General features: G+C 59.0%; 15 protein-coding genes. 1 reads left to right on the forward strand and 14 read right to left on the reverse strand.

Features of this window, described 5'->3' with window-relative positions; genetic code table 11:
• Positions 1-597 precede the first annotated feature (597 nt).
• The 12 genes from J3348_RS10135 to J3348_RS10190 all read right to left on the reverse strand — a co-directional run bounded on the left by J3348_RS10135 (position 598) and on the right by J3348_RS10190 (position 13,528).
• Positions 598-1,488 (reverse strand): CPBP family intramembrane glutamic endopeptidase, encoded by an 891-nt coding sequence (locus tag J3348_RS10135; protein WP_207698912.1) that lies wholly within the window; start codon positions 1,486-1,488, stop codon positions 598-600.
• Complete coding sequence (locus J3348_RS10140; RefSeq protein ID WP_005944222.1) at positions 1,485-1,796, reverse strand: heavy metal-binding domain-containing protein; 312 nt, start codon at positions 1,794-1,796, stop codon at positions 1,485-1,487. The genes J3348_RS10135 and J3348_RS10140 overlap by 4 nt, the downstream gene beginning before the upstream one ends.
• Complete coding sequence (locus J3348_RS10145) at positions 1,777-2,430, reverse strand: MerR family transcriptional regulator (RefSeq protein ID WP_207698913.1); 654 nt, start codon at positions 2,428-2,430, stop codon at positions 1,777-1,779. The genes J3348_RS10140 and J3348_RS10145 overlap by 20 nt, the downstream gene beginning before the upstream one ends.
• A gap of 216 nt (positions 2,431-2,646) precedes the next feature.
• Positions 2,647-3,834 (reverse strand): DEAD/DEAH box helicase, encoded by a 1,188-nt coding sequence (locus tag J3348_RS10150; RefSeq protein WP_005944218.1) that lies wholly within the window; start codon positions 3,832-3,834, stop codon positions 2,647-2,649.
• Positions 3,835-4,090: 256 nt separating this feature from the next.
• Positions 4,091-4,396, reverse strand: coding sequence for an HU family DNA-binding protein (locus J3348_RS10155; RefSeq protein ID WP_005944215.1), 306 nt, complete (start codon positions 4,394-4,396; stop codon positions 4,091-4,093).
• Between the two features lie 219 nt (positions 4,397-4,615).
• Positions 4,616-7,867, reverse strand: a complete 3,252-nt coding sequence (gene carB / locus J3348_RS10160) for a carbamoyl-phosphate synthase large subunit (RefSeq protein ID WP_154255479.1) — start codon at positions 7,865-7,867, stop codon at positions 4,616-4,618.
• Between the two features lies 1 nt (position 7,868).
• Positions 7,869-8,978 carry a carbamoyl phosphate synthase small subunit gene (locus tag J3348_RS10165; protein WP_005944209.1) on the reverse strand — a complete coding sequence of 370 codons (1,110 nt, stop codon included), beginning with the start codon at positions 8,976-8,978 and terminating at the stop codon, positions 7,869-7,871.
• Between the two features lie 21 nt (positions 8,979-8,999).
• Complete coding sequence (gene pyrE / locus J3348_RS10170; protein WP_207698914.1) at positions 9,000-9,593, reverse strand: orotate phosphoribosyltransferase; 594 nt, start codon at positions 9,591-9,593, stop codon at positions 9,000-9,002.
• A gap of 133 nt (positions 9,594-9,726) precedes the next feature.
• Positions 9,727-10,653, reverse strand: a complete 927-nt coding sequence (locus J3348_RS10175; RefSeq protein ID WP_005944201.1) for a dihydroorotate dehydrogenase — start codon at positions 10,651-10,653, stop codon at positions 9,727-9,729.
• Complete coding sequence (locus tag J3348_RS10180) at positions 10,653-11,426, reverse strand: dihydroorotate dehydrogenase electron transfer subunit (RefSeq protein WP_207698915.1); 774 nt, start codon at positions 11,424-11,426, stop codon at positions 10,653-10,655. Before J3348_RS10180 ends, J3348_RS10175 begins: the two co-directional genes overlap by 1 nt.
• The gene (gene pyrF / locus J3348_RS10185) at positions 11,407-12,273 is read right to left on the reverse strand and encodes an orotidine-5'-phosphate decarboxylase (protein ID WP_207698916.1); all 867 of its coding nucleotides are present in this window, start codon (positions 12,271-12,273) and stop codon (positions 11,407-11,409) included. Before pyrF ends, J3348_RS10180 begins: the two co-directional genes overlap by 20 nt.
• A gap of 64 nt (positions 12,274-12,337) precedes the next feature.
• Entirely contained in the window at positions 12,338-13,528 is a 1,191-nt protein-coding gene (locus J3348_RS10190) for a dihydroorotase (protein ID WP_207698917.1), read from the reverse strand.
• Between the two features lie 495 nt (positions 13,529-14,023).
• On the opposite strand from J3348_RS10190, the gene epsC reads away from it, so the two are divergent.
• The gene (gene epsC, locus J3348_RS10195; RefSeq protein WP_097774358.1) at positions 14,024-14,695 is read left to right on the forward strand and encodes a serine O-acetyltransferase EpsC; all 672 of its coding nucleotides are present in this window, start codon (positions 14,024-14,026) and stop codon (positions 14,693-14,695) included.
• A gap of 306 nt (positions 14,696-15,001) precedes the next feature.
• On the opposite strand, the gene J3348_RS10200 is transcribed toward epsC, so the two are convergent.
• Both J3348_RS10200 and J3348_RS10205 read right to left on the reverse strand, forming a co-directional pair.
• Positions 15,002-15,436, reverse strand: a complete 435-nt coding sequence (locus tag J3348_RS10200; RefSeq protein WP_207698965.1) for a DUF3842 family protein — start codon at positions 15,434-15,436, stop codon at positions 15,002-15,004.
• A gap of 8 nt (positions 15,437-15,444) precedes the next feature.
• On the reverse strand, positions 15,445-16,833 hold the full coding sequence (locus J3348_RS10205) for a Sapep family Mn(2+)-dependent dipeptidase (RefSeq protein WP_005944187.1): 1,389 nt from the start codon (positions 16,831-16,833) through the stop codon (positions 15,445-15,447).
• Positions 16,834-16,869: the final 36 nt, after the last annotated feature.

The following is a 16,869-nucleotide window of genomic DNA, read 5'->3' on the forward strand; positions in this document are numbered from 1 at the left end:
TGTGTTAGGCGCGCCGCCAGCGTTCGTCCTGAGCCAGGATCAAACTCTTTATAAATGATATTTATCACTTTTAAAGTGTTAAATCTTGTTCGCTCAGCACGCAATCGCTTGCGTCCTGTGTGAATTACTTTTGGAATTGTTTTTAGTGTTTTTCCAAACACTTAAAAGGTTCCTTACAAGTTTTTCGATATTGTTCAATTTTCAAGGTCCTGTAGCGCCTCAGCCTTGCGGCTGACGACCTGTTTATTTTACCACCGAAGTGGTTTTTTGTCAAGCCTTATTTTTTAGAAGCTTTTGAACTTTCTGAACTTGGAGCGCTTCAAACATCTCAGTGTCAACTGGTGTTTTCTGCGTCTATTGGTTCTTTTCAAGGGCTTCCTGCCGAGGCTTTGGAAGTCATTCTTTTGCCTCAGCGCTTGGCGCTCAAGTATAATACCACACCCCCGCCTCCTTGTCAACACTTTTTGACAGATTTTTTCCATTCTTTTTTGCGTGCACCCCAAAACAGCAGCAGGCCGCAGGAAAAACTACGCCGCAGCTGCATTGCAGCTGCGGCGGCAAAAGCGGAAGAGTCCTCTCCCGGAACTATTCAGGTTTTCAGGATCTTCGCAGGGTCAGCCAGACTGCAGCAGCCAGCATGGGCAGCATTCCGATCAGGCCAATGGGTGCCGGCCCCAATACATTGTAATAGCTGTCTGCCGGGTTCGTCAAAACCACAAACAGCGCTGCCACCGCATTGAATGCGCCGTGTGCGATGGACGGAACCCAGATGCACCCGGTCTTTTCATAGAGCCAGTCCAACAGGGTATTGAGCGCAAAGCAGACTATGCACCACACGAAAAGGCCCAGCACTGGCGCACCCAAGTAGTTGGTGCCGTATTCGTAGCCCACCAGCAGCATCAGCGGCCAGTGCCAGACACCCCAGATCACGCCGCCCAGCAGGCGGCCGTTGAGCAGGCCGAGCTGCTTCTTCAGGTGGGGCATCATATACCCGCGCCAGCCGGCTTCCTCGCCCAAAGCTGCGAACATATTGATGACCGGAGCCAGCGTGACCGCGAACAGGCCTGTTTCCAGCATGTAGCTGAGGTTGGATACGCCCAGCTCCCTGCGCAGGGTCTGAGCGTCCATCTCGCCGCCGTAGGCCGCTGCCAGCCAGCTGCCGGAGAGGTCCAGTCGATGCGGGAACACCGCAAAGTAGAGCACTGCGGCCAGCACCGTAAATACCGCCGGGCCGAACCACGCCGCCAGCCAGTAGCGGCGCTTGCCCTGCACCTTCCAGCCGATGCCGGTGGGCTGGCGCAGAAAGACCTTTTGCACCAGCAGCACCGCCAGCAGCGGGCAGAGCATGGTGGCGACCAGCGCCAACTGATACAGCACGGCATTCTGCTTTTGCAGCAGCACCATGCAGCCGCCGACCTGACACAGCCATGCCAGACCAAATGCTAACAGGAAATAAAGGCCGAAGCCCTGCTTTTCTTTTGTGGTCATACGAACTTCACCGCCGTTCCATAAGCAATGACCTCTGCTGCGCCCTGCATGACGCTGGCGGAAGCGTAGCGCATCCCTACAACTGCATCCGCACCAAGGGCCTCTGCATCCTTGACCATGCGTCCTGTGGCGATCTGCCGGGCTTCGGTGAGCATATCCGCATAGTCGGTCACTTCACCGCCCACCAGCGTGCGGAACCCCGCCATCAGATCGTGGCCCAGATTGCGGCTCTGCACCGTGCTGCCGCGCACCACGCCCAGCGCTTCCAGCTTTTTGCCGGGCACTTCGTTAATAGTTACGATAAGCATCTTCTTCTCCCTTTCCGATCTCTTCAATGCGTTCCAGCAACACCTTCAGCGTGCCCACGATGCACCCCACCGGGATGCCGAACAATACGATGAGCAGCGGCAGCGGTGGCGCTTCCTGCGGGTCGCTGTAAAAGGCCCACGCCATCGTTGCGATCACAAAAGCCATCAGCGCCACAAAAAGGGCAGCGCCGATACAGGCGCCGCGGATGCGCTCGCCTTTTCGGTCTGTGCGTTCAATGTTCACAAAGGTCACTCCCTGTTTCTCCCGTGCAGCAAGGCGCGCAAGCGTCTGCTCCACATCCAGTTCTTCCAGACTGCCGGAGTCCTTTTGGAGCAGCTTGCAAAAGCCGATGGCTTCGTCCAGATCCTTGCGGCGGGTGCTCAGACGTTCCAGCTGCTGGGCCATTCCCTCGGCCAGCGTCTTCTGCCCTTCCAGCATTTCCCGGATCTCGGCCAGCGGCACATCCAGCTTGCGCAGCAGCTTGATGCGGCGCAGGCGTTCCACGTCCGCCTGCGAGTAGCTGCGGTAGCCGTTGCCCGGCTCGCGGCTGGGGGTAATGAGCCCCTCCTCCTCGTAAAAGCGGATGTTCTTTTTGGTCACGCCCACAGCGGCTTCCACTTCGTTGATCTTCATGGCTCCGGTGCCTCCTTACGTGCCTATGTTACACCTTCCAGAAAGGGGAAGGTCAATAGATTTTAATAGAAAAGTGAGACTCCCCCAGTCTGCTTCGCAGATAGCCCCCTCGGAGATGGGGCCTTTGGCAAAACATAAAACTTTGCCGCACTGCCAAAGGCTCCCTCCTTGAGGGAGCTGGCGAGCGAATGCGAGACTGAAGGAGTTCTTATTTTATCAGAAGTAGCACTTGATCTGGAACCGGTCGGCGCTGTCCTGCTTTTTCTCCACCACAATGTGCTCATGGTTGAAGTCGAAGTGCACCGGGGTGCACAGGTCGGTATTGCGGGTCAGGCGCAGCAGTTCCTGCACCCGCTTTTTCTCCTCCGGCACATAGAACAGGTAGCTCACGCCCTCCTTTTTGGCACGGCCGGTGCGGCCGATGCGGTGGGTGTAATGTTCGTTCTCACTGGGCACATCGTAATTGATCACGGCATCCACATCCGAAACATCGATGCCGCGGGCGGCAACGTCGGTGGCTACCAGAATGGCCAGCTTGCCGTCCCGGAAGTTCTGCATGATCTGGTTGCGCTCCTTCTGGGAGAGGTCGCCGTGGAGACAGTCCACCGAGAAGCCCAGCCGTGCCAGCTGGTTGGCCAGAGTGGCAGTGTTGAACTTGGTATCGCAGAATACCATCACCCGCTTGTAGTTCTCACCAATGATGATCTGTGCAAGGTCGGAAAGCTTGTTGCGGCCGGAGGTCTCCAGCATATACTGGGTGATCTTGGGCTGGCTTTCTTCCTTGGGCTGGACGGTGATCTCCTCGGCGTTGTGCTGGTACAGCCAGCCGATGTCCATTACCTCGCGGCTGATGGTGGCCGAGAACATGGAGAGGGACTTGCGGGCCTTCATCATTTCAATGATATGCCGCACATCCTTATAGAAGCCCATGTTCAGCATTTCGTCGGCCTCGTCCAGCACGATCTGGGTCACATGGGAGATATCAATGGAATGGTGCTTGTAGTGGTCCATCAAACGGCCCGGCGTTGCCACCACGATCTGGCAGCCCTCGGCAAGGCGCTTTGCCTGCTTTTCCATGTTGGCACCGCCGTACACGCAGGCCACCTGCACTTCGGGCATGAAATAGGTCAGCTCTTCCAGCTCCTGCGCGATCTGCTGGGCCAGCTCCCGGGTGGGGGCCATGATCACGGCCTGCGGGTACTTGTTTTCCGGTAAGATATGCTCCGCCACCGGGATGCCGAAGGCACAGGTCTTGCCGGTGCCGGTGGGGGCTTTTGCGATCACGTCATAGCCCGCCATCATGACGGGGATAGTCTTTTCCTGAATTTCGGTCATTTCGGCAAAGCCCATGCGCTCCACGGCCTTGTGGATGGCATCGCTGCACTGCAACTCACTGTAAAGCATCTGATTCTCCGTTCCTTTGTCATTTTATATTCTGAACCCAGTATAGCATGAAATGCCACACTTGTCAGCAGGTTCTTAACGAACTCCTTCCGTCATCACTAATGCGATGCCACCTTCCTCCCAGAGGGAGACTTTTCCGCACGGCGAGGCTCCCTCTCCGAGGGAGCTGTTGAGCAAATGCGAACCTGAGGGATTGCCAAACAAAAAGAGCTGCGCCCCGAGTGGAGGGCACAGCTCTTTGCATTTGATTTGAGGATCAGACAGCTTCCTCAGTCTTGGCAGCCTTGCCTGCTTCCAGCTTCTGCTTGAAGCGGCCGCTGGCCTTGAAGCCGGGGATGGAGGTGGACTCCAGACGGCTGGAAACCTTGGTCTTGGGGTTGGTGTAGGCCTTGGGCTTGCGGGGACGCATCTCAAAACGGCCAAAGCCTGCGATGGTCACCTTCTCGTCTGCGCGCAGGCAGTCGGCGATCTGGTCAAACATTGCATCCATCGTGGTCTCGACCTGTGCTTCGGTGAAGCCGGTCTTGCGTGCCACAGTCTCGATCATCTGGGAACGGGTCATGTATCTATATCCTCCTGGAGTGTCCAAAAGTAACGTCTTTTGGCAAATTTTGCGTTGTTGAGTATAACATAATTCACACACTGTTTGCGACAGATTGCGCACAAAACGTCATTTATTGCGCACGAACTTATGTAATCTCTCTCCGTCCTTCACAAATACAGCGCCCGCTGTTTTGGCGGGCGCTGCAAAAAAGCATTTTACGGGTAATTCGTGAGGTAATTATTTGCGGTGATACAGGGTGGCAATATCCACCAGCGGGATATTTTCCAGACTGTGATCACTGCGCAGGCAGTCCACCAGAGCGTTGGCGGTATCCACTGCGGTGATGCAGGGGATGCTCAGCTCCACAGCCTTGCGGCGCAGGCGGACGGAGTCGCGCTTGGGGTCACGGCCCTTAGCGCTGGTAGAGAACACATAATCCACCAGACCGCTCTGCAGCAGGTCCACGATGTTGGGCGACTCGCCGGACATATTGCGCACCTCGTTGCAGGGCACCATGTGCTTGTTGAGCCATGCGCAGGTGCCGGAGGTACCGTACAGCTTGTAGCCCATGCTCTTGAGCTTCCATGCGATATCCACGAACTCCGGCTTGTCGCTGTCCTTCACGGTGAAGATGCAGCAGCTTGCAGGGCCGGGGGTCTTGAAGGTGTAGCCCGCGCCGATGAGGCCCTTGAGCAGGGCATCGTGGTAGTTGGGGGCAATGCCCAGCACTTCGCCGGTGGACTTCATCTCGGGGCCGAACTGGGTATCCACACCGTGCAGCTTTTCAAAGCTGAACACAGGCACCTTGACGGCCACATAAGGTGCGTTGGGGTGCAGGCCGGTGCCGTAGCCCATATCTGCCAGCTTTTCGCCCAGACAGCAGCGCACCGCCAGATCCACCATGGGCACGCCGGTGACCTTGGAGATATACGGCACGGTACGGGAGGAACGGGGGTTCACCTCAATGACGTACACCTTGCCGTTGGAAACTGCGTACTGCACGTTCACCAGACCGTTGACATGCAGCTCGCGGGCAAAGCGGCCGGTGTAATCCACCATGGTGTCGATCTCGGCCTGAGTCAGGTGCTGTGCCGGGTAGACACAGATGGAGTCGCCGGAGTGCACGCCGGTGCGCTCCACCTGCTCCATAATGCCGGGGATCAGGAAGTTTTCGCCATCACAGATGGCATCCACTTCGCACTCGGTGCCCAGAATATACTTATCCAGCAGCACAGGGTGATCCATGTCCACATGCTCGGTGATAACGCCCATGTACTCGATCACGTCCGCCTTGGTGTAGGCCACGATCATGTTCTGACCGCCCAGCACGTAGGAGGGGCGCATCAGCACCGGCAGACCGATCTCATCGGCGGCGGCCAGCGCCTCGTCCAGATTGAAGACAGTGCGGCCCGGTGCGCGGGGGATCCTGCAGCGCTCCAGCAGCTCGTCGAAGCGCTCACGATCCTCTGCTTCATCGATGGCATCTGCCGGGGTGCCCAGAATGGGCAGGCCGATCTCGTCCATGTGCTTTGCCAGCTTGATGGCGGTCTGGCCGCCGAACTGCACCACGCAGGCATCCGGCTTCTCGGTGGCAATGATGTTGTCCACGCTCTCCGGGTTCAGCGGGTCAAAGTACAGACGGTCGCCGGTGTCAAAGTCGGTGGAGACAGTCTCGGGGTTGTTGTTGACCAGGATGGCTTCGCAGCCGTGCTTCTTCAGGGTCCACACACAGTGCACCGAGCAGTAGTCGAACTCGATGCCCTGACCGATGCGGATGGGGCCGGAACCAAAGACCAGGACCTTCTTTTTCCTAGGCTCGCCCTTGGCAGATGCTTCGGCTTCCTTCTCGGCAATGAACTCAGCGGCTTCGTTGTCGCCGTCGTATGTGGAGTAGAAATAGGGGGTGTTGGCCGAGAACTCGGCAGCACAGGTATCCACCATCTTGAAGCCGGCGCGGTAGTTCTCCACGGGCAGGGTGTCCACCTGAGCCAGACGCTTGATGGTCTTATCCTGGAAGCCGTACTTCTTGGCAGTCTTGTACTGCTCTTCGGTCAGCACGCCGTTGCACTTGGCAAGGCCATTCTCAAGGTTTGCCAGATGCTGCATCTTGTCTAGGAACCACCAGTCGATCTTGGTGATGCGGTAGATGGTCTGGTGGTCGATGCCGCGCTTGAGAGCCTCGTACACGCAGAACACGCGTTCGGCATCCTGAACATGCATGTGGGCCACGATCTCGTCATCGGTCAGCTCCTCAAAGGGCTTGTGGGTCAGGGTGTCCATACCCAGCTCAATGGAGGAGACTGCCTTCATCATGGCAGCCTCGAAGCTGTTGCCAATGCTCATCACCTCGCCGGTGGCCATCATCTGGGTGCCCAGAGACTTGTCGGCGTAGACGAACTTATCAAAGGGCCACTTCGGGTACTTGACCACGATGTAGTCCAGCGCGGGCTCAAAGCAGGCGCAGGTCTTGCCGGTGACATCGTTGGTGATCTCGTCCAGCGTGTAGCCAATGGCGATCTTGGTAGCCACCTTGGCAATGGGATAACCGGTGGCCTTGGAAGCCAGTGCGGAAGAGCGGGACACACGGGGGTTGACCTCGATGACCGCGTAATCGTAGCTGTCCGGTTTCAGGGCGAACTGGCAGTTGCAGCCGCCCTCAATGCCCAGCTCGGTGATGATATCCAGAGCAGCGGTGCGCAGCATCTGGTATTCGTGGTCGGTCAGGGTCTGGGAAGGAGCCACGACCACCGAGTCGCCGGTGTGGATGCCCACAGGGTCCAGGTTCTCCATGTTACACACGGTGATCACGTTGCCCTTGTGGTCACGCATGACCTCATACTCGATCTCTTTCCAGCCGGCGATGCACTTTTCCACAAGAATCTGATGGATGGGGGAAAGGCGCAGGCCGTTGGTGCCGATCTCGATGAGCTTTTCGCGGGTCTCGCAGATGCCGCCGCCGGTGCCGCCCATGGTAAAGGCCGGGCGCACGATGACCGGGTAGCCGATGCGGTCGGCGCAGGCCAGAGCGTCCTGCAGCGTCTCCACCACCTCAGAGGGGATGATGGGCTGGTGCAGCTTTTCCATCGTCTCCTTGAACAGCTCGCGGTCCTCGGCACGGTCGATGGTCTCGGGCTTGCAGGCCAGCAGACGGATGCCGGTGCGGTCCAGATAGCCGGAGCGGGCCAGCTCCATGGACAGGTTCAGACCCATCTGGCCGCCGAGGTTCGGCAGCACAGAGTCCGGCTTTTCGATGTCCAGAATGCGCTCCACGACTTCCAGCGTCATGGGCTCGATGTAAACATGGTCGGCCACATCCGGGTCGGTCATGATGGTTGCGGGGTTGGAGTTCAGCAGAACGGTCTCGATGCCCTCTGCCTTCAGGGCGCGGCAGGCCTGCGTGCCGGAGTAGTCGAACTCCGCAGCCTGACCAATGATGATGGGGCCGGAGCCAATGACCAGCACCTTCTTGATTCTAGGGTCCTTCGGCATTTCAGCGTGCCTCCTTTTTTGCTGCTTTGACGTTGTTCAGGAAGCGGTCGAACAGAAACTCGGTATCCTTGGGGCCGCCGTTTGCTTCCGGGTGGAACTGCACGGTAAAGCAGTTCCACTTCTTGTACTTGATGCCCTCACAGGTGCCGTCGTTGGCGTTCACCTGTGCCACCTCGCCCATCTCGGCGGGCAGCTCGTCGCCCACCACAGCGTAGCCGTGGTTCTGGCTGGTGATGAAGGTGCGGCCGGACTCAAAGTCGGTCACGGGCTGGTTGGCACCGCGGTGGCCGTATTTGAGCTTCATGGTCTTGGCACCGGCTGCCAGAGCACTCAGCTGGTGGCCCAGACAGATGCCGAAGGTGGGGATGTTCAGCTCAAAGATGTGCTTGAGGTTCTCGATAACCTCCACGGGTTCCGCCGGGTCGCCGGGACCATTGGACAGCATGATGCCGTCCGGAGCAAGGGCCTTGATTTCCTCTGCCGTTGCAAAGGCGGGCATGACCGTCACCTTGCAGCCGCGCTTGACAAGGCAGCGCACGATGTTGCGCTTGCAGCCGTAGTGCATCAGCACGATATGGGTCTCGCCCTGCGGGTTGAACACCTCGGGCTTTTCACAGGTAACATTCTTCACCGCATCGGTGACGGCATAGGCGCGGATCTGAGCCAACAGAGCCTCGGTCTCGGCCTTGTTGGCCGGGTCGGCGGGGTCGAAGGTGGTCAGGATGGCACCGTTCATCACACCGCTCTCCCGGATGATGCGGGTCAGGTGGCGGGTGTCGATGCCCTCAATGCCGATGGTGTTGTTCTTTTTCAAAAAGCTGTCCAGCGTTTCCTCGCAGCGCCAGTTGGAGGGGGTGGTGCAGGCCTCGCGCACGATGTAGCCCTTTGCCCAGATGCGGTCGGACTCCATGTCGTCCTTATTCATGCCGTAGTTGCCGATAAGGGGGTAGGTCTGGGTGATGATCTGGCCATAGTAGCTGGGGTCGGTCAGGGTCTCCTGAAAGCCCACCATGCCGGTGGCAAAGACCACCTCGCCCACGGTGACACCCTCGGCACCCACCGACTGGCCGGCAAAGACCATGCCATTTGCCAAAAGAAGATATGCGTTCATAGTTTTCCTCGTTTCAACACATTACAGGGTCTGCTTTGCTTCCTGCTTCATCTTGCGGCTGCCCAGATGCACCAGCGGCAGCTTGCCTTCCTTGCAGATGGGGCACTCTTCCGGTGCGTAGTTGGGCAGGTCCAGCTTGAGGGCGCTTGCCACGATGGGAATGGGAGACGGAGCCTCGGGCTTGGTGCGGTCCACCACGCAGGTGATGCCCACGCAGATGCCGCCGTTCTCTTCGATCACGCGCTTGGTCTCCAGAGAGGAGATACCGGTGGTGACCACGTCCTCAGCGATGAGGCACTTCTCACCCGGGTGGATGGCGAAGCGCTTCAGGGTCATCACATTGTCCACGCGCTCGGTAAAGATGGCGCGCTTGCCGGTCTGGCGGGCCAGCTCGTAGGCGTACACGATGCCGCCCATGGCCGGGCCGACGATCACATCCACGTCCATTTCCTTGACCTTATCTGCCACGACCTTCATCACCTCGGCGCAGCGGTCGGGGTACTGCTGCAGGTAGGCCATCTGGCAGTATGCGCTGGAATGGCGGCCGGAGGACAGCAGGAAGTGGCCTTCCAGGAACGCGTCACAGCTCTTCAGGATCTCAAGTGCTTCACTCATTGTACTTCTCCCTCTCTTTTATAAAAATGTCTTTTAAACGGTATTGTACCACGCTTTTGCGTGATTTGCAAATTTATGCAGTAGCTTTGTTTTTATGCGTATAAATCAGCATTTTACTGGTATATCAATCGGATTATTCAGCATTCCGGGCACATCCGCGGATCTCGTCCAGCGTTTTCACGCCGTTCTTGTCCATCCATGCGGCCATCTCGTCGGCAATGGTCTCCATGGCGCGGGGGTTGGCAAAGTTTGCGGCACCCACCTGCACCGCCGCAGCACCGGCCATGATGAACTCCAGTGCGTCACGGCCCGTGGCGATGCCGCCCAGACCCACCACCGGGATGTTCACAGCGCCCACGGCCTGCCACACCATGCGCAGGGCAATGGGCCGCACCGCCGGGCCGGACAGGCCCGCAAAGATGTTGTTGAACACCGGGCGGCGCTTTTCCAGATCGATGGCGCAGGCCTGGAAGGTGTTGGTCAGGCTGATGGCATCCGCACCGGCGGCTTCCACGGCCTTGCACATCTCAGGGATGTTCTCGGCCTGCGGGCTCAGCTTGACCATCAGGGGCTTTTTGCAGGCAGCGCGCACCATGCGCACCACCTCACCGGCAGCTTCGGCTTTCACGCCGTAGGCCATGCCGCCCACCTTGACGTTTGGGCAGGAGATGTTCAGCTCCACGATGTCCACTGCGCTGTCGCTCAGCATCGCGGCACCTTCCACATACTCTTCCTCACTGTGGCCGCCAAGGTTGGCAATGGCCACCGTGCCGTACTTCTGCTTCAGTTCCAGCATCTCGGGCAGCTCCACGTCAATGAAGTGCTGCACGCCGGGGTTCTGCAGGCCGATGCTGTTGATGAGGCCGGAGGGGGTCTCCCACAGGCGCTCGCCCTTGTTGCCGTACTGGCCGTGCAGGGTCAGGCCCTTGCCGGAGATGCCGCCGATCTTGGCAAAGTCTGCCAGCTCTTCGTACTCCACACCGTAGCCCACAGTGCCGGATGCGCCGATGACCGGGCTGTTCATCACAAAGCCCAGCAGGTTGGTTTTCAGGTCAGCCATCAGAAGAACACCTCCGTTGCATCAAATACCGGGCCGTTCTTGCACACGCTCTTGCCCTCGCCGCTCCTGGTCTCGCAGGTGCAGCCAAGGCAGGCACCAATGCCGCAGGCCATCTTCTTTTCCATGCTCACAAAGCAGGGGGTGCCCTTCTCGGCACACAGGCGGGCGGCGTTCTTCATCATGACCGTGGGGCCGCACACCAGCACCACATCGTAGTCGGCGGGGTCGTACAGCTGGGTGACAAAGCCGTGGAAGCCCACCGCGCCGGTGTCGGTGGACACCTTGACGAGGTTTGCGATCTCGCGGTACTCCTCCATGCAGTAGGGGGCATCCCGGAAGCCGAAGAACACATCCGGCTTCACACCTGCCGCTGCCAGTTCACGGGTGAGCTGGAACATGGGCGCGGTGCCGATGCCGCCGCCCACCACAGCGATCTTTTTGTACTTGCTCAGGATGTCCGGCACATCAAAGCCGTTGCCCATAGGGCCGGTGAGCTGGAAGGTATCCTTCATTTTGAGCTGCGCGATCTTTTCAGTGCCCTCGCCCACCACCTGATACAGAAACTCGATGGTGCTGCTGTCCGGGTTCCAGCGGTGCACGCTGATGGGCCGGGACAGGAAGGGGGCTTCGTCTGCGCCCCATGCACGCAGGGTAAAGAACTGGCCTGCGTGGGGTGCGTGATCGCGGTCCGGCCAGACCACCGTCAGCAGGCGGATGTCCGGGGCAATGACCTCATTGCGCAGAACAGTGGCTTCACAGCAGGCTGCACGCATGAGCAATGGCCTCCTTCATATTCACACATTCGTTGTAAGCGGCTTCGTCAAAGGCAGTGCCCGGCTGCTTCTTATAGGCCAGCAGGATGCCGCGGCTGGAGTTGACCACGCCGCCGTTGCCCTTGGTGAGGTACTGGGCAATGTCCTCGGCCTTGCCGCCCTGTGCGCCGTAGCCGGGGATCAGGAAGAAGCTGTCCTGATACTTTGCACGGATCTCGGTGGCCTCCTCGATGTGGGTGCCGCCGATGACCAGACCGATGGAGGAGTAGCCGTGCTCGCCCATGTAGTCCTTGCCCAGAGCGTTCAGCTTGTCGCCCACCAGATCGTAGACGTGGCGGCCGTCGGCCAGCTTCTCATACTCAAAGTCCTTGGCACCGCCGTTGGAGGTGCGGCAGAGCACGAACATGCCCTTGCCCTGCTTTTCGGCGTAGGGCAGGTATGGGCTGATGGAGTCCAGACCCATATAGGGTGCCAGCGTGACGAAATCGCTCTCGAAATCGCCGGTAAAGTGACCCATGGCGTACATCTCGGCGGTCTTGGCAATGTCGCCGCGCTTGATGTCGGCGATCACCGGCACACCGACCTCACGCACAGCCTTCAGGGTGTCGGCGTAGGCCTTCATGCCCTCAAGACCCAGAGACTCGTAGTAAGCGATCTGCACCTTGTAGCAGCCTGCCACGGCCTTGGTGGCATCGATGAGCTTCCTGTTGAAGCGCACGATGTTTTCGCCGCGGGACAGGGTGTTGTCCACAAAATCGGCGGGCAGGTAGCTGAAGTCGGTGTCCAGACCCACGCACACCGGGCCGCGGGCTTCCACAGCTTCGTACAGTTTGTCCATGTTCGTCATTTGGGTGTACCTCCTGTTTGCTCTCTTATCTATTTTATATCATATTATTTTGTGAAACATTTTCTCAGTTCTCTGCCTGATAGGTCAGCTTGCCGCCCTTGATGGTGGCGCACACCTTGCCGTACAGCTCAGCGCCGTCGAATGGGGTGTTGTGAGATTTGGAGTGCAGCTTGTCCTTGTCCACAATATAAGGCGTATCCAGATCCACCAGCACCATGTCGGCATCGTAGCCCGGCTCCAGCTGGCCCTTGGCAAGGCCCAGAATTTCTGCCGGGCGGGTGCTCATCAGGTGCACCAGCACTTCCAGCGGCAGGCCTTCCTGCTTGCAGAGCTTGGTGTAGCAGACGCCGAAAGCGGTCTCGCTGCCCACCATACCGGCCATGCCCTTGAGCTTGTCCTCTTCGGAGTGGGGCGCGTGGTCGGTTGCAATGGCATCCACGATGCCGGTGCGGATGCCGTCCACCAGCGCCTGCACATCGTCGGCGGTGCGGATGGGCGGGTTCACACGGTAATCGCAGGTATCATTGGTGAACCACAGGTGGTGCGGGGTCACCTCGCAGGTGACGGGTGCCCCCCGCAGCTTTGCCATCTGGATGGCATCCAGCGCACCGCGGGTGGACACGTGGCACATGTGCAGCTTGGTCTGGTAGTATTCGCTCAGCCAGCAGTTGCGCACCGTCTCGATGTCCTCAGCCAGACGGTAGTCCCACGGGCTGATCTCCATATCCTCAGCGTGGCTCATCACGGTGATATCCTTCTGGGTGCAGATGGCAAACGCCTTTGCCATGGTGGCATTGTCCTGCACGCCGTGGCCGTCCTCGGTGATGAACTTCACACCGGCAGGCAGGGTCTTGAGGTGGTCGATGCTCACACCGTCAAAGTTCTCGGTGATGGAGACGGTCTGGTTTACATCGCACAGGCCTACTTCGGCAGCCTTCTGCTCCACCATGAACGCCTGTGCCGCAGAAGAGCACACCGGCTTTGTGTTGGGCATCAGGTTCACGAAGGTGTAACCGCCGGCAGCTGCGGCGCGGCTGCCGGTCTCGATGTCCTCCTTGTACTCAAAGCCCGGGGTGCGCCAGTGGCAGTGCAGATCCACAAAGGCGGGCAGCACGGTCAGCCCGCCGGCATCAATGACCGTTTCGTTCTCCCCGGCCAGTGCCTCCAGCTCCTGACCTACAGCAGCGATCCTGCCGTCCTTTACAAAAATCTCAAGCGGTCTTCCTTCGGTGTTCACAGCATTTACAAGCAGCATCGCAGTTCCCTCCTGATTTGCGTTTGTCTGGTTCGGCTTTCCGGCTTACGGGCAAAAAAAAACTTTTCCCCGCAAAGGGAAAAGCTCATTCCACAAAAAAAGGAAACAACGAACCCACGGCAAAACCGGATGCGAACTGCTTGTTCAGTTTGGTGCACATCGCGCTTTTCTGCATGGTGCTGTCTCCTTTTATAAGTCTGGAATCTTTTCATAATATTTTAGCATAGAAGCGCGAAATGTGTCAATGCTTCCGCATATATTTTGTTGCAAAAAGGTTTGCCGCTTCCCTCCCGGAATTTTAGCTACTCTACCCAAAAGCAGTTTTTCCCCGCCAGATTCAGGGTTAGTCACATCAATTCCTAGCATATTGCTGTACATTCCCGTCCGGGTGTGCTATTATAATATGGTCAAAAGAGTCAGAGGCTGTTTTCATGGCAGAGGCGTGATTTTTATTCAGAGCAGCTTCATCGGAATCAGGAAAGAGAGGGTTTTCCCATGGGTTTGTTGGAGGACGCGCGGAACATCCAGCGCAAGGACCCCGCTGCACGCAACGTGCTGGAGGTCATTTTGCTGTATCCGGGCTTTCACATTCTGGTGTATCACCGCATTGCGCACTGGCTGTACCGGCATAAGCGCTTTTTCCTTGCCCGCTGGGTCAGCCAGCACGGACGCCGCCGCACCGGCATCGAAATCCACCCCGGTGCCACCATCGGCAGATGCCTGTTTATCGACCACGGCATGGGCATCGTGTTCGGTGAGACCTGTGAGATCGGGGACAACTGCACCATCTACCACGGTGTCACTCTGGGCGGCACCGGCAAGGACACCGGCAAGCGCCACCCCACTCTGGGCAACAACGTGCTGATCGGTGCAGGCACCAAGGTCCTTGGCCCGGTGTATATCGGGGACAACTCCCGCATCGGCGCAGGCAGCGTGGTGCTGCGCAATCTGCCCGCCAACTGCACCGCCGTGGGCGTGCCCGCCGAGGTGGTGCGCATCAACAACAAGGCCGTGAACCCGGCGGACGATCTGGACCAGCAGGATCTGCCGGATATCGTAGCCCAGCGCCTGACCGATCTGGACCGCCGCCTCGGCGCGCTGGAAAACGCTGCGCAGGGCGACACCCCGCCCACGGCAGCGCAGATCGCCGCACGACAGAAGTCGTAACCATTTTAATGCCCTCCGCTTGCGCTCTGGGCATTATTCAAGGAATTTATATTCTTTAGATGCAAGTCGGAAAATCCTGCGGGATTTTCCGACTTGCCTTTTCACTGGAGCGGGCACAATGAAGAAGTGGCCTGTTTCCCGGCTGTGCGGCTGTTTCCGCAGGAAACAAGCACAGACAGATCAAGTTTCCCTCTTGGACCCTTTCCGTGAAAATGCAACAGCGGACAGCCCGCAGGCTGTCCGCTGTTGCTCTATTATAAGATATTTTTCCGCTGAAGATGCCCAGAGCGCAAGCGGAGGGCATTTTCAATAAACCCTTTTTCCGCAGCCTTCCCCGGCGCAGAGAGCTTTCACCTTCTGCACCGCAGCGGCCACCAGATCGCTGATGGGCTGCTCCGGCACACCCACGATATAGTTTTCGCAGTGGTTCACCGGGATGAGCACCCGCATCGCATGGCTCTGGCACACGGCCGTGGCCATGGCGGGCGTGATCTCGCCCAGCAGTGCATCCGCAACGACGATGCCGATGGGCCCCACGATGATATCCGCGCTGCGGCAGTTCACCACCACGGCGTTCTCGCCGGTGGCGGCACGCGGGGCACCGGCCTTGCGCATGGCGTTTGCCGCCAGACTGTTGGTGCCCACCGCAGTGAGCCGGGCCTCCGGACACTGCGCGCTCAGGGCTGCCACCAGCTGTTTGCCAAGGCCCCCGCCCTGCCCGTCGATGACGAGCACATTCATCGGCTGCATCAGAAGTCGATCTCCTCAAGGCGCAGCAGCGCGATGATATAGATCTTCACGGCTTCCAGCAGCTTGTCGATGGGTGCCGCTTCGTTTGCACCGTGCATCGGGCCGCCGAATTCCGGCAGCGGCAGGTCCACATGCTCGGGGCCGAAGCTGACCGCATAGGGGAAGTGGCGGGCATAGGTGCCGCCGCCCATGGTGAAGGGCTTGGCGTTCTCGCCGGTCACCTCGTTGTAGGTGTTGATGCAGGCCAGAATGGCAGGGCTGTCGGCTTCAATATAGAAGGGCTCGGCAGCGGTCACATCGCGCAGCTCAGCGCCATCGCCCAGTGCGGCACGGATCTGCTCGGTCATCTTTTTGCCGTTGGTGCAGGTGGGGAAGCGGCTGTCCATGGTCTGGAAAATGCGGCCATCTTCCATGTAGATGCGGCCGCCGATCACGGTCAGCGGACCAAAGGGGCCGTCGGCGCAGTTGATGCCCAGACCCTCACCGGCAGTAGAAGCGTGCAGCTTGCGCACGGCCTCCAGATAGGTGCGCTCGGTCTCATTGCACAGGCCGTTGTCCAGCAGGTAGTTCACCACCAGACCAATGGCGTTCACGGTGCCCTGCGGCATGGCTGCGTGGCCGGACTTGCCCCAGCCGCGGATGCGCACGCCGTCGCCTTCCGGCTCCAGCGTGATGTTCGGGGCATTCTTCAGCTTGGAGATGTCGGTCCTGACCAGCGCGCTTGCACGGTCGGGCACGGCGTTGTTTGCCACGCCGCCCTCGATCTCCACGATGACGCCGTTGCACACCGGGCTGACGATCTTGGCACCGAACAGGCCCTTCTCGCCGTTGCACACCGGGAACTCGGCATCCGGGGTAAAGCAGAAAGCGGGAGCCGGGTAGTTCTTGAGGTAGTAGTCCACATCCTGCATGTGGGTCTCCTCGTTGGTGCCTGCCAGTGCGCGGATGGGGTAGCGCAGCTCATAGCCCTGCTCCTTGAGGAACTTCAGGGCATACAGGGTAGCCACCATGGGGCCTTTGTCGTCGGCAACGCCGCGGCCCAGCAGCCAGCCGTCCTGAATGCGCATGGTGAAGGGGTCGGCCGTCCAGCCGTTGCCCACGGGCACCACGTCCACATGGCAGATGGTCGCCAGATACTTTTCAGGGTCCTTGCCGGCCAGCTCTGCATAGCCGATGTAGTTTTCACAGTTGCGGGTGGCAAGGCCCATGCCTGCAGCCAGCTCCAGCGTCTTGTCCAGTGCGGCGCGGGGGCCTGCGCCATAGGGTGCGCCCTCTTCCGGGGTGCCCTCTACGCTGTTGACTGCCACCAGAGCGGCAATATCCTTCAGCAGCTGTTCCTTGTTTTGCGCAATATATGCGTCGATTTTCTGATTCAGTGCCTGATCCATGATCTTATCGTTCCTTTCTGTCCGGCAGCTTTGCGC

Source organism: Faecalibacterium sp. Marseille-Q4896 (genome assembly GCF_017377615.1).
Taxonomy (GTDB): domain Bacteria; phylum Bacillota; class Clostridia; order Oscillospirales; family Ruminococcaceae; genus Faecalibacterium; species Faecalibacterium taiwanense.